Source organism: Sphingomonas sp. MMS24-J45 (genome assembly GCF_044881195.1).
Lineage (GTDB): Bacteria > Pseudomonadota > Alphaproteobacteria > Sphingomonadales > Sphingomonadaceae > Sphingomonas.
Genome location: NZ_CP173255.1, coordinates 1,813,409 through 1,826,699, shown reverse-complemented (window position 1 = coordinate 1,826,699; position 13,291 = coordinate 1,813,409). Strand labels below are relative to the sequence as shown.

13 protein-coding genes are annotated in these 13,291 nt (G+C 65.4%); 9 read left to right on the top strand and 4 right to left on the bottom strand.

Annotation, left to right across the window (positions count from 1 at the left end; all coding sequences use genetic code 11):
* From AB5I39_RS09140 to AB5I39_RS09130, 3 genes are all read left to right on the top strand, one after another.
* Positions 1–252: a hypothetical protein gene (locus AB5I39_RS09140; protein WP_404365553.1), complete on the top strand. Its 252-nt coding sequence runs from the start codon at positions 1–3 to the stop codon at positions 250–252.
* A gap of 3 nt (positions 253–255) precedes the next feature.
* Complete coding sequence (nrdR, locus tag AB5I39_RS09135) at positions 256–732, top strand: transcriptional regulator NrdR (RefSeq protein WP_404365551.1); 477 nt, start codon at positions 256–258, stop codon at positions 730–732.
* A 91-nt stretch (positions 733–823) separates the two neighbouring features.
* Positions 824–1,885, top strand: coding sequence for a TrmH family RNA methyltransferase (locus tag AB5I39_RS09130; protein WP_404365548.1), 1,062 nt, complete (start codon positions 824–826; stop codon positions 1,883–1,885).
* A gap of 10 nt (positions 1,886–1,895) precedes the next feature.
* On the opposite strand, the gene AB5I39_RS09125 is transcribed toward AB5I39_RS09130, so the two are convergent.
* A complete protein-coding gene (locus tag AB5I39_RS09125) occupies positions 1,896–2,198 on the bottom strand; it encodes a chorismate mutase (protein ID WP_404365546.1) in 303 nt (100 codons plus the stop codon).
* 125 nt (positions 2,199–2,323) lie between these two features.
* Here AB5I39_RS09125 and AB5I39_RS09120 point away from each other — a divergent pair, with 125 nt between their 5' ends.
* The gene (locus AB5I39_RS09120) at positions 2,324–4,273 is read left to right on the top strand and encodes an acyltransferase family protein (RefSeq protein WP_404365543.1); all 1,950 of its coding nucleotides are present in this window, start codon (positions 2,324–2,326) and stop codon (positions 4,271–4,273) included.
* A 150-nt stretch (positions 4,274–4,423) separates the two neighbouring features.
* Positions 4,424–5,038, top strand: a complete 615-nt coding sequence (rpsD, locus tag AB5I39_RS09115; RefSeq protein WP_404365540.1) for a 30S ribosomal protein S4 — start codon at positions 4,424–4,426, stop codon at positions 5,036–5,038.
* Positions 5,039–5,202: 164 nt separating this feature from the next.
* Here rpsD and AB5I39_RS09110 read toward each other — a convergent pair whose 3' ends face one another.
* On the bottom strand, positions 5,203–7,191 hold the full coding sequence (locus AB5I39_RS09110) for an alpha/beta fold hydrolase (protein WP_404365538.1): 1,989 nt from the start codon (positions 7,189–7,191) through the stop codon (positions 5,203–5,205).
* 127 nt (positions 7,192–7,318) lie between these two features.
* On the opposite strand from AB5I39_RS09110, the gene AB5I39_RS09105 reads away from it, so the two are divergent.
* Together AB5I39_RS09105 and AB5I39_RS09100 are read left to right on the top strand one after the other, a co-directional pair.
* Positions 7,319–8,980, top strand: a complete 1,662-nt coding sequence (locus AB5I39_RS09105) for a M28 family metallopeptidase (protein ID WP_404373925.1) — start codon at positions 7,319–7,321, stop codon at positions 8,978–8,980.
* 45 nt (positions 8,981–9,025) lie between these two features.
* Positions 9,026–9,955, top strand: coding sequence for an agmatine deiminase family protein (locus AB5I39_RS09100; RefSeq protein WP_404373923.1), 930 nt, complete (start codon positions 9,026–9,028; stop codon positions 9,953–9,955).
* Positions 9,956–10,078: 123 nt separating this feature from the next.
* Here the strand turns inward: AB5I39_RS09100 and dnaN are convergent, their stop codons facing one another.
* A complete protein-coding gene (gene dnaN / locus AB5I39_RS09095; protein ID WP_404373921.1) occupies positions 10,079–11,191 on the bottom strand; it encodes a DNA polymerase III subunit beta in 1,113 nt (370 codons plus the stop codon).
* A 148-nt stretch (positions 11,192–11,339) separates the two neighbouring features.
* Positions 11,340–12,017, bottom strand: coding sequence for an outer membrane beta-barrel protein (locus tag AB5I39_RS09090; RefSeq protein ID WP_404373919.1), 678 nt, complete (start codon positions 12,015–12,017; stop codon positions 11,340–11,342).
* A 135-nt stretch (positions 12,018–12,152) separates the two neighbouring features.
* Here AB5I39_RS09090 and AB5I39_RS09085 point away from each other — a divergent pair, with 135 nt between their 5' ends.
* Both AB5I39_RS09085 and AB5I39_RS09080 read left to right on the top strand, forming a co-directional pair.
* Complete coding sequence (locus AB5I39_RS09085; RefSeq protein ID WP_404373917.1) at positions 12,153–12,806, top strand: histidine phosphatase family protein; 654 nt, start codon at positions 12,153–12,155, stop codon at positions 12,804–12,806.
* Positions 12,803–13,282: a hypothetical protein gene (locus tag AB5I39_RS09080; protein WP_404373915.1), complete on the top strand. Its 480-nt coding sequence runs from the start codon at positions 12,803–12,805 to the stop codon at positions 13,280–13,282. Before AB5I39_RS09085 ends, AB5I39_RS09080 begins: the two co-directional genes overlap by 4 nt.
* Positions 13,283–13,291 lie beyond the last annotated feature (9 nt).

Below are 13,291 nucleotides of genomic sequence, written 5' to 3'. Positions count from 1 at the left end.
ATGACCGACCAAGGTAGCGACAAACCGAAGATCGATTTCGAAGCAACCGTCCGCGCGGTTGGCGAAGACGTGGTCGAGGCGCTCGATAGCGCGGTCGATTATACGTCGAAGGCGATCGGCGGCGAAAATGGCAACAAGCTCGTCGGCGGGGCCGCGGTCGGCGCACTCGCGGCGATCGTGCTGCCTTTCTCGATCCTGACCGGCGCGCTGGTCGGCGCAGGCTATGCCGCTTTTCGAAAGATGAACAAGTAACCGATGCGGTGTCCCTTTTGCGGCCATGAAGACAGTCAGGTAAAGGATTCGCGGCCGACCGAAGACGCCGGGGCAATCCGGCGGCGACGGCAGTGCGAGGGCTGCGGCGCGCGCTTCACCACGTTCGAACGCATCCAGCTGCGCGAACTGACCGTGTTGAAAAGCGAAGACAAAAGGGAACCGTTCGACCGCGAAAAGCTGCTCCGCTCGGTCTCGATCGCGGCGCGCAAGCGCCCGATCGATGCGGTGCGGCTGGAAAAGCTCGTCTCGGGCATCCAGCGCCAATTGGAAACACAAGGCGAAAGCGAAGTCCGCTCGGGCAAGATCGGCGAAATGGTGATGGAGGGCCTCAAGGGCCTCGATTCGGTCGCCTACATCCGCTTCGCCAGCGTGTACAAGGACTTCACCGAAGCCAAGGATTTTGAGGAATTCGCCGGGTCCGTCAGTGAAGTCGCGCACAACGAGGTCGGCGGCGGGTAAACGCGGCGCGCACATCAACGCTGCCTCTATCCTCCGTTCGTCCTGAGTAGCGACTGAGCGAAGTCGAAGGCGCGTATCGAAGGACAGGGGTTTGAGCTTTTACGCCTATATGCTGCGCTGCGCCGACGGCAGCTATTATGTCGGCCATACCGAAGCGCTGGAGCAGCGTATCGGGCAGCATGATCGCGGCGAGATTCCCGGCTACACGCAGCGGCGGCGACCAGTCGAGCTTGTCTGGTCGCAGGACTTTCTATCGCGTCTCGAAGCGCTGGAGGCAGAGCACCAGATCAAGGGCTGGTCGCGCGCCAAAAAGGAAGCGTTGATCTCCTCGAATTGGGCGGAAATCCAGCGCTTGGCGCGAAAATCCTTCGATACGGGTCTTCGACAAGCTCAGCCCCTACTCAGGACGAACGGGGAAGGCAGTGAGAATGCCACCCAGCCCCCCGTCATCGTCCTGGTCCGCCCGCAACTGGGCGAGAATATCGGCAAGGCGGCGCGGGCGATGCTCAATTTCGGGCTGGTCGAGCTGCGCCTTGTCGCGCCGCGTGACGGCTGGCCCAACCCTAGCGCCGGGCCCGCCGCTTCGGGTGCGGACGTGGTGCTCGAACGCGCGCAAGTCTTTGAAACCGTCGCCGAGGCAGTCGCCGATTGTGCGCATGTCTATGCGACCACGGTACGCAAGCGCGGCGTGACCAAGCCCGTCGTGACGCCCGAGGCTGCCGCCACCGCGATCCACACCGGGCCGGGCCGCTCCGCGATCCTGTTCGGCCCCGAGCGCTCGGGTCTTGAAACCGATGATGTTGCGCTGGCCCGCGCGATCATCACCGTGCCGATCAACCCGGAATTCGGCTCGCTCAACCTCGCGCAGGCCGTTATCCTCGTCGCCTATGAATGGTCGAAGGGCGTCGCGCTGGCGCAGCCGCCCGAGACCGAACTCCCCCCGCCCGCCAGCCAGGAAGAGCTCGACGGGATGATCGCACAGCTCGATGCGATGCTGGTCGCGACCGATTTCTTCTACCCGCCTGCGCGCACCCCCGTCACGCGCCGGACGCTCCGCACCCTGCTGACCAAGCCGGGCTGGTCATCGCAGGAAGTCCGCACAATGCGCGGCGTGTTGAGCGCGCTCTCGGGGAAGACGCCGCGGCGGCCCTAGCCTCGCCCCGTCACCGCCGGTCGAACGCCGCCAGTTCATAAGCGATCGAGGCCTCGACCAGCCGCTCCCACAGATCGGCGACCGCCTCCTCGGGCACGCCCGCCGTACGGGCAGCGGCGCAGGCGTTGGCGATGACCTGCGCCTTGCGCGCTTCGTCGCGCACCGCGCCGCGTTCGGGTTTGATCCGCGCGGCGGCGTCCATATACTGGAAGCGCCGGGCGAGCAGCGCGATAAGGTCGCGGTCGACCTGATCGACGCCGGCGCGGACCTCCGTCATGGTCGTGCAATCGGGGCCGGTGAGAATATCGCTCATGGCGACGGTCTTGGCGAGGCAAGGCCTGCCTGTCCAGCTAGAGCCCGCTCGTATCTGACACCGTCCGCGCAATCTTGACTCACACCGGCTTGCCCGCGCAGGCGCTTTCCGCAGGGGGATTTTGCGTGAGCGATACCGCAGCACCAGCGCGCACCGCATTTCGCGCCGACATCGCCGGGCTGCGCGCGATCGCCGTGACCGCGGTGATCGGCGGGCATTTTTTCCCGACCTCGGTGCCCGGCGGCTTCGTCGGAGTCGATATCTTCTTCGTCGTGTCGGGATTTCTGATGACGCAGATCATCGTCACCGGGCTCGACCAGGATCGCTTCTCGCTGCGGCGCTTTTACGCGATGCGCGCCACGCGGATCGTGCCGGTATTGCTGGCGGTGTGCGCGGCGTTGCTGGTGCTCGGCTGGTGCGTACTGCTGCCCAGCGAATATGCGACGCTGGCGCGCGAGATCCTGGCAAGCCTCGGCTTCGTCTCGAACCTGCTCTATTGGCGGCATCGCATCGGCTATTTCAGCCCGAACGCGCACGACGAGTGGCTGCTCCACACCTGGAGCCTGGCGGTCGAATGGCAATTCTATCTGCTCTTCCCGCTCTTCCTGCTCGGCGTGTGGCGGTGGTTGCCGAAGCATCGCCACGGCATCGTGCTGGGAAGCTGCGTCGCGGGCTTCATCGTCTCGCTCTATTTCTCCTATCTGCGCCCCGACATCGCCTTCTTCCTGTTACCGGCGCGCTTGTGGGAGTTGCTGCTGGGCGCGCTGGCGTGGCTCTTCCCCTTAACGCTGTCGCGTCGCGCTTCCCTTGCGGCGACGATCCTTGGGCACGGGCTGATCGCGGCGAGCATCATGCTGATCCAGCCCGAGGCGCTCTGGCCTGGCTGGCTGGCCTTGCTCCCCACGTTCGGCACGCTTGCGGTTCTTTACGCCGCGCGGCCGCTGCCGATCCTGCGCGGGCGCGCGGTGCAGGGCGTCGGCGCAATCTCCTATTCTCTGTACATGTGGCATTGGCCGGCGCTCACCTGGCTGTATTTCGTGGCGCAGACCGACACCATATTACCAAGCGTGGTGACGCTCGTTGCGCTCGTGCCGGTCTCTATCGTGTCGTACCACCTGCTGGAAATTCGCCTGCGCAGCGCGCTGAACCGGCCGGGTGTCGCATCGGCAGCAGTCGGCATCGCGGTGGTTGCGATCCTCGGTCTGGCCGGTGCGGTCCTGGCCTTGCAGGGAAAGGTGCCGGGGCGCAGCGCGGATCTGGTGCCGCGTGACGATCTCGTCGCACGCAATGCCAACGTCTTCCTTGATCCGGATGTGACCTATTGGCGCGTGTGCGACCGGCTTGAGACGCTGCGCCGTACCGGCCGCGAGGACATACCGGAGTCGTGTACCGCGGGGCCGCCGGGTGGCGTCTTCCTGTGGGGCGATTCCCACGCGGGAGCGCTCTATCCTGCGCTGCGCAAATATATTCCGGCGGCAATTCCGCTCTATCGGGCGACGTCGGCAGGATGCAAGCCCGGGGCCGATCAGGCCTCTTCGACCCCGCTGTGCGGTCGCGCGAACGCCTATGCCCTGGCGGCGATCGCGCGGCTGCGGCCGCAGCTTGTGCTGATCGTAATGCGCAAGGACCAGGACGAGCATGACCTGCCGACGCTGACCCGGCGACTCCATCGCATGGGGGTCGCGCGGGTCGCCATCCTCGGCCCGGCCATCATGTGGACCAGCGCGCCGTCGCGGGTAATCGTACGCCGGCACTGGACCGGCGCGACGGCCGGGCCGGTGTGGATTGCCGACGGATCGATCGACTGGACCTTCAGGACGCAGGACGCCGCGTTCCAGCGCCAGATGCGCGGCGCCGATGCGACGGTCATCTCGCTCGCCGATGCGCTGTGCCGCGGCGAGCAATGCCTCGCGCGGCTGAAGGGCGGGGCGATGTTGCAGGACGACACCCAGCATCCGACGCGGGAAGGGTCCGACTTCATCATTCGCACGGTCGTGATGCCGCGCCTGCGCCCGCTGCTGCCCACCTCCAAGCTTGCCGCCCCGAAGCTTGACTCAGACCGTCCACCCCGCTAACTGGCCGCCTTCGCAATTGGCCCCGCACCCCGGTGAAGCGGTGGCCCTGCCCGGATCTCATCGACAGATCAGGATAGAGCGATACCGGGTATCGATCGCAGGCTTTCAGCCGGTGGTCTTGTCACGAAGCATTTGCCTTAGGAATTTCTGATGTCGAAGCGTTCTTCCGCAAAGTACAAGCTCGATCGCCGTATGGGCGAGAACATTTGGGGCCGCCCCAAGTCGCCCGTCAACAAGCGTGAATATGGCCCCGGTCAGCACGGCCAGCGCCGCAAGGGCAAGGTCAGCGATTTCGGCATTCAGCTGCGCGCCAAGCAGAAGCTGAAGGGCTATTATGGCGACGTGACCGAGAAGCAGTTCCGCGCCTGCTACACCGAAGCCGCTCGCATGAAGGGCGACACCGGTCAGAACCTGATCGGCCTGCTCGAACAGCGCCTCGACATGATCGTGTACCGCGCCAAGTTCGCGCCGACCGTCTGGGCCGCACGGCAGCTCGTCAGCCACGGCCACGTCCGCGTCAACGGCGTGAAGTGCAACATCGCCTCGCGTCGCTGCTTCGTGGGTGACGAAATCACGCTGGGTGCCAAGGCCAAGGAAATGGCGCTGGTGATGGAAGCGCAGAGCCTCGCCGAGCGCGAAATCCCGGACTATGTCGCACCCGACGGTGCCGCAAAGGTAACCCTGGTCCGCATCCCGACCCTCGACGAAGTACCCTATCCGGTGAAGATGGAGCCGAATCTGGTGGTCGAATTCTATTCGCGTTGATGACGCGGATTAGCGAAAGCTAATCCGGACATCCAACGCGAGCGGCCGGCGGGGCCAAAGCCCCGACCGACGACGCGGCTTCGCCGCGGCGCTTCAAGCCAAGAAACACAAAAGGGCGGCCCCGCAAGGAGCCGCCCTTTTTGTGCCGCCCTACCCGCGCCCTATCACGGCAGCGGCGGCATCCCCATCTTCTCCCGCAGGAAGCTGTCGCTGCGATCGAGCATCGCGGTCCGCGCCTCGCTATCGTCGAGCTGATGCGCCAGCCCCTTGAACTCGACCAGCTCGACCGATTTACCCGCGCTGCGCAACCGGTTCGCCATCATTCGCGATTCCCCGATGCCGACATTCTGATCGATGTCGCCGTGAAACATCAGCACCGGCGCGGTGATGCGCGCGACGTTCTGCGCGGGCGACCCTTGGACGACATGCGGTCCCTTCCCGATAAAGGCGTCGACCAGCGCGAAATCGCTATAACCGTCATGTTCGTGCCGCAGCGTGTTCAGATCGGTCACCGGCGCGATCGCGACGATCACCTTGAACAGGGTTGGATCGAGCACCGCCGATTGCAGCGCGGCATATCCCCCATAGGACCAGCCGACGATCGCGAGCGTGTTCGGCGCGGCGACGCCCTGCTTCACCAGCCAGCGCCCGCCATCGTTCACGTCGCCGATCGCGGTGCGCCACGATTTGAAGCCGTTCTGTTTGAACCAGCCTTCGCCATAGCCGGTCGAGCCGCGATAATTGGGCTGCAGCACCGCGTAACCGCGCGCCGCGAAGAATTGCGCGAGCCAGTCGAACCCCCATTCGTCGCGATCCCCCGGGCCACCGTGCGGCATCACGATGGCGGGCAGGTTGGTGGCAGGCTTGCCGACCGGCAGCGTGAGATAGGCTGGGATCGGCGTACCATCGGCCGCCGGAAAAGTGATCGATTTCACCGGCGCGAGCGTCATATCATCGAGCGGCGGCCGCGCGCGCAGCACGCTGGCAAGCTGCCGCGTCTTCTTGTCGAACAGCATATATTCGCCCGGATCGATGTCGCTGCCGGTCCACAGCAACAGCCGCGATTCATCGGCGCTCGAATCGATGAACTGGATCAGCGGTCGCTGCGGAATCGCCTTGGCCAAAGCGACGCGCAGCTTTTTCAGTTCGGGATCGAAGAAATTGGTTTCGCGGCGATCGGTTACATAGCTGACGCCGACCACGCGCCGTTGCCGCCCGATCCGGATCAGCCCCGCGACATCGACATCAGGGCGCGCAAAGACCAGTTCGCGCTTCAGACTCCCGTCCAGCGCGATCTTGAACAGCGCGGTGCGCCCGTCCTGCGAATCCAGTCCGTACGCGACGTTAAGCGTCGGATCGACCGCGTAGGGATCAAAGCCCGAAGAGGTCTGCGAATTGCCGCTGACCACGCTGAGCGGCAACCAGTCGTTCGAGTCCGCCGTGCGATACATATAATTGACCTTGGCTCCGCTGTAACCGTCGCCATCGGTGGGGCGCAGGCCCATGATGCGAACCTTGCCGCGGCCATCGGTGATATATTCCCGTGCTGTGTCGCGCGGTCGTTCGACCCTGACGCGCCGCAAGGTCGCGGGATCGACACGCTCGACCCCCAGCCCCTTGTCCGAAACGTTGACGTGGGTTCCGGTCGATACCTCCGGCACGAACTGGCGCGTCATCAACACCGCACTCCCGCTCGCATCACCCTGCCAGTCGATGATGCGGCCGCCATCTTGCATGATATCAAGCGCGTTGGACGACGGGGCGGCGCTCAGCACCTTCAGATTGGTCCCGTCTGCGCCAACGGTCAGAAGCCGGTCGAACGCGATCATCTCGCGCACCCGACCCTTGGTGAAGCTGGCCCCGCAGATCAGGCGGTCGTTGCTGCTCCATTGGCAATAATCGATTTGCTCCTTGTCACCCGCCGACGCGAGCACCGTCACGGGCGGCTTGGTATCGTCGTCGAGCGTATAGACGATCGCGCGCGTCCCACGCTTGGCATCCGGGGCCATGACGACGATACGCTTGCCATCGGGCGACAGGCTGATCTGCTGGACCGCCTCGCGCGCGCCGAACCGGATCGCCGCGTCGCTCGCAGCATGGACCGGCATCGCCGTAACGAGTAGCGCCGTCAGCGAAATATACCGCACGATCATATCGAAAACTCCCCCTGTCTCCGCACGATAAGCCAGTCGGAGCGGATCGCAAGCGCCGGTGCGGCGGTTGCGCCCTACGCCCGCCAATGCCACTACAGCGGGATCGATTCAGGGGAGCAGTGCGCCGATGACCACGTTCAGAATGATCGCCCTCGCGACCGTCGTCGCGGCGACGCCGGCCTTGGCCGAACCAGCCCCGGGCACCCCGCCGATCAGTGTCCAGACCCTGAAGGACGTGACCCAGACGCTCTCCTCCGATGCCTATGAAGGCCGCAAGCCGACCAGCGCGGGGGAGGAGAAGACCACTGCCTATCTCGTGAAACGCTTCAAGGCAGCGGGCCTGAAGCCCGGCAACCCCGGCGGCCCCGGCGACGGCTGGTTTCAGGACGTCCCGCTGGTCGAGATGACCGCCGAGAATGTCTCCCCGATGACGATCGCGGGCGGCAAGACCCCGCTCACCCTCGCCTTCAGGGACGATGTCGTGGTCAAAAGCTACAAGGTCGCGCCCAGCATCGCGGTGAAGGACAGCCCGGTCGTCTTCGTCGGCTATGGCATCAACGCGCCCGAACGCGGCTGGAACGATTATGCCGGCGTCGACGTGAAGGGAAAGACCGTCCTCATCCTGGTCAACGATCCCGACTGGCAATCGAGCGCGCGCACCGGGCTCTTCGAAGGCAAGGCGATGACCTATTACGGCCGCTGGACCTACAAGTACGAAGAGGCCGCGCGCCAGGGCGCCGCCGCCGCGATCATCGTCCACGATACCGAACCCGCCGCTTATGGTTGGGGCGTCGTCCAGTCGAGCAACACCGGGCCGCAGCTCGAACTCGACGAGAAGGGCGACCATGCCGATCAAAGCGATGCGATCGGCTGGATGCAGCTCGCCCGCGCCAAGGAACTGTTCGCCAGCGCGGGCCAGGATTTCGACGCGCTCAGCGCCGCCGCCAAGGTCAAGGGCTTCAAGGCAGTGCCGCTCGGGCTGACCGCGTCGGTCAGCTTCACCAACACGATCAAGCGCCAGGCGTCGAAGAACGTCATCGGCATCCTGCCGGGCAAGACCCGCCCGAAGGAATATGTCTTCTATACCGCGCATTGGGACCATCTCGGTCACTGCACGCCCGTGAAGGGCGACGGCATCTGCAACGGCGCGCTCGACAATGCGAGCGGCACCGCCGGGCTGGTGGCTCTTGCCGAGGCGAGCGTGAAGGCCGGCCCGACGCGACGCAGCCAGGTGTTCATGTCGGTCACGTGCGAGGAATGCGGCCTGCTCGGATCGCGCTTCTATGCCGAACATCCGATCTATCCGATGGCGACCACCGTCGGCGGCGTGAACATGGACGGGCTCAACACGGTCGGCCGCGCGCGCGATTTCGTCGTGACCGGCGCGGGCAAGTCCGAGTTAGAGGACATGATGGCCAAGCTCGTGGCCGCGCAGGGCCGCGTGGTGAAGCCCGAACCCAACCCCGAACGCGGCAGCTATTTCCGCTCCGACCATTTCATGTTCGCCAAGCTCGGCGTGCCAATGTTCTACGGCGAATCGGGCGAGAATTTGCGCGTCGGCGGGGAAGCCGCAGGCCATGCAGCGACGCTCGACTACATCGAAAACCGCTACCACAAGCCGCAGGACGAATATAATGCGGCGTGGGATTGGTCCGGCGCGGTCGAGGATCTGCAGCTCTATTACGGCCTCGGCCGCGCGCTGGCTGAGGGGTCTGACTGGCCGAACTGGTACAAGACCGCCGAATTCCGCGCCATTCGCGACCGCGACCATCCCGAAGCCAGGAAGTAAGCATGAACCGCCCCCTCCCCCGCCGAATGGGCACCGCACAAGGCGGTGTGGATCGGTTTTCCGAGCCATCCCGAACTGTGGGAAGACGATCTCGAACCGGCGCGCGAGGAGGTCACCGCCTTCGCGCGCGCGGTCTATGCCGATGGGCGCGGCGAGCGCGTCATCCTTGTCGCGGCGGATGACGAAGCGGCGCGCGCGGCGAAGCAGATGGCGGGCGATGCCGCGGATGTCGTGGTCGAGCCGTTCGGCGACATCTGGCTGCGCGACACCGGGCCGATCCTGTTGTCGGACGGCACCGCGCGCGATTTCGGCTTCAACGGTTGGGGCGGGAAATACGATTTGCCCGGTGACGACGACATCGGCCTGCGCCTTGCGCAGCGCAAACGACTGCACGTCCAAAGCTGCGGCTGGATCCTCGAGGGCGGCGCGCTCGATGGCGACGGCACCGGCCTCGTCGTCACGACCGAGCAATGCCTGCTCAACCCCAATCGCAATCCCGCGCTATCCAAGGCGGAGATCGAGCGGCGGCTGCACGACGATCTTGGCTTCGTGCAGGTGGTGTGGCTCGGCGACGGGCTGATGCATGATCATACCGATGGCCATGTCGACAATCTCGCCCGCTTCGTCGCGCCCGGCGTGCTGGCTATCCCCGAGGCGGCGGAGAACGACCCCAACTGGCTGGTCTACCAACGCGCCGCGCAAGCCGCCGCTGCGGTCGAGGGGCTGGAGGTGGTGCGCATCCCCTCCCCCGGCCGCGTATTGCGTGACGAGGAGATCGTGCCGGCCAGCTACATGAACTTCTACATCGGCAATGCCGCCGTCGTCGTGCCGCTTTACGGCGCCCCCAATGACGATGCGGCGGTCGCGGCGGTACAGGCGCTGTTCCCGGACCGAACGGCAGTCGGCCTCCGCGCCGACGCGATCCTCACCGGCGGCGGCAGCTTCCACTGCATCTCGCAGCAGATTCCGGCGTAAGGAGTCGGGGCGGGCTGTCCGTTCGCCCTGAGCTTTTCGAAGGGCTGCCTTCCGCCAGCGCTAGTGGCAGAAGGGCAGGACTTCCACAGGCTCAGCCTGAACGGACGTGGTACAACGCCCCAATCAAACCCGCATCGGCATCAGCACGTACAGCGCCGCCGACTTGTCATTCTCGCGGATCAGCGTCGGCGCAGCGGCGTCGGCAAGGTGCACTTCGACCGTGTCGCCGTGCAGCTGCCCGAGAATATCGAGCAGATAGCGGCTGTTGAAGCCGATCTCGAAACCGAGCGCAGTGTAATCGCCCGGCACTTCTTCAGCCGCGGTGCCGTTTTCAGGGCTGGTCACCGACAGGATGATCTTGTCGCGATCGAGCGCCATCTTCACCGCGCGGGTCTTCTCGGTCGCGATGGTCGAGACGCGATCGACGCCTTCCTCGAAGCTGCGCGGGTCAATCTTCAGGATCTTGTCGTTGCCGGTCGGGATGACGCGGCTGTAATCGGGGAAGGTGCCGTCGATCAGCTTGGACGTGAGCAGCGCCTGGCCCAGGTCGAAACGGATCTTGGTCGCCGACAGCGATACACCGACTGACCCGTCGATCTCGTCGAGCAACTTGCGCAGTTCGGCAATGCATTTGCGCGGGATGATCACGTCGGGCATCCCTTCCGCGCCATCGGGCCGCGGCAGCGTGATCCGCGCGAGGCGGTGGCCGTCGGTCGCGGCGGCCTTCAGCACCGGCTGCGGGTCGTCGGACACGTGCCAGAAGATGCCGTTCAGATAGTAGCGCGTCTCTTCCGTCGAGATCGCAAAGCGTGTCTTGTCGATGATCTGCTTCAGCGTTTCCGCCGGAAGCTCGAACGAAATCGGCAGCTCGCCCTCGGCGATCACCGGGAAATCGTCGCGCGGCAGCGTGCCGAGCTGGAACTTCGCGCGACCTGCCATGATCGTCATCTTGCCATCCGCAGCGGCAAGGCTGACCTGGCTCCCCTCGGGCAGCTTGCGGCAGATGTCGAACAAGGTGTGCGCAGAAACGGTGGTCGCGCCGGGCTGATCCACGGCTGCTGCTATCGTCTCGTTGATCTGCAAATCGAGGTCGGTCGCCATCAGCTTCAGGCCACCCTCCGCGGTCGCCTCGATCAGCACGTTCGACAGAATCGGGATCGTGTTGCGCCGCTCGACCACCGACTGGACGTGGCTCAAGCCCTTCAACAGAGTCGCGCGTTCGATCGTCGCTTTCATCATGTTCCCCCGGGCCGCCGCCCTCAAGTATCTCCGTGTGACGCAGTGCGCACCGGAGGCAATTCGCCGTGTCCCATTCCTTAAACATAAAAGGGGCCGGAGCAAGCGCTCCGACCCCTGATTTACGCCCGCGAACGGGACAGTTGGCTTAGAATCGGACGCCTACGCCAGCGACGATCTGATGCCGGTCGGTATCGACGCTGAAATTGTTCGTGTTCGACCCGTTGGCGTACTCAAGGCGCGCATTGCCGTAGTTCGAATAGCGATATTCGAGCTTGGCATAGGTGGTGCGGCCGATCTTCTGCTCAACGCCTGCGCCGACGCGGTAACCGTCCAGATTATAGTGGCGGCCGGTCGTCGTGGTGCCGTCGTTCGCGGTCAGATCGAGCCGGGCGTTGGTGTAACCACCCTTGGCATAGATCATCGTCGAAGGGGCGACGATGTAACCGATGCGCGCACCGGCATAGAGGTCACGGCCCTGCTTGACCGAGCCATAGCCGAGCGCCGCAGCGTTGACCGGGTTGTTGCTGACGTCGCCGGTCGAGCCGGTGATCTCACCTTCGGCGCCGATCACGAAATTGTTCATCGCAACGTCGTAACCGAAATCGCCGCCATAGGTCAGGCCGTCGGCCTTGCGGTCGCTGCTGATGTCGGAATTCGGGCCACGGCCGGGCTGCAGCTTGTCATAGCCGAGGATGACGCCGACGCGCGGCCCGGAGAAGGCGCGGTCATCGGCCGACGGCGGGGGGCCGTCCTGGGCGAAAGCGGGGGCGGCAAGCGCGAGGCCAAAGGTGGCCGCAGCGGCGGTGAGGGTAAGCTTACGCATTGGGATAACTCCATTGTACAACCCACCGATCCCTGGTGGGACTGCTCAAATAGGTGAGCGGGCGCGGAGTTTCATGAACCTCAGACAACAAGGAAAATCGTTGCTTTTGCGCCACACGGGGTTGAAAGGCGGGCCATGGAAACCAACGCCGCATTGCCGCCCAGAAGTGGCCGCGATTTCATCGCGCGGCACGGCGAAACGGTCTTCAATGCCGCAGGACGGCTGCAAGGCGACCATATTCACACCCCCCTCACCCGCGCCGGTTTCGCGCAAGCCGACGAAATGGGCCGGGCCTTACGCGAAAAATTGGGGGCGAAACCGGCGCTGACGCTCTGGGCCTCCCCCACCGGCCGCGCCTTGCAGACGCTCGGAATCATCGCCGAGCACCTCGAACTCGACTGGCACGCCGCCCGCACCGATTCGCGACTGGTCGAAATCGGGATGGGCCGTTGGGGCGGGGCCTATTACGCCGCGCTGGCTGAGGCAGGCGAGAAAGTGGTCGATCGCGAACGCGGCCTGCTGTTCCCCGCGCCCGATGGCGAAACCTATCCGCAGATCGCCGCGCGCGTGTCGGGCTGGCTTGCCGATACCGCCGACGATCCGGGCGACCGGTTGGTCATCATGCACGGCATTTCCAGCCGCGTGCTGCGCGGGGTGATGACCGGCACGGAGAACGTGCCCGGCTATGGCGCGCCCGCAGCGCCCGGCCTGCCGCAGGGGTCAGTCGTGCTGATAGAGCGCGGCGTGGAAACGATCGTCCACCGCGGCACCGGCCACGCCCCGGCATGAAGCGCTGGGCGGCGGCATTATTGCTGATCGCAAGCCCCGCCGCCGCGCGCGAATCGCTTGGCGTGTTCGACAGCTGGGGCGCCTTCGCCGACGCATCGCCCGCGCGCTGCTACGCGATAGCCGAGCCGGTCCGCTCCGGCGGCGCATCGAGCTGGCGACCCTTCGCCAGCGTCGCCACCTGGCCCGGCAAGGGCGCGCGCAACCAGCTCCACATCCGCCTGAGCCGCGAACGCGACCCGCAATCGCGTGTCACGCTATCGATCGGCGAGCGCCGCTTCGAACTGGTCGCCGGGCGGGCCGATGCCTGGGCACCCGATTCCAGAGCCGACGCCGCGATCGTGGCCGCGATCCGCTCCAGCCGCAGCATGAGTGTCGAAACGCTCGCCAAATCGGGCACGCCCTTTGCCGACGTCTATGCTCTGCGCGGCGCGGCCACCGCGATCGACGCGGCGACGTTGGGGTGCGTGCGGCGCTAGCGCGCGCGG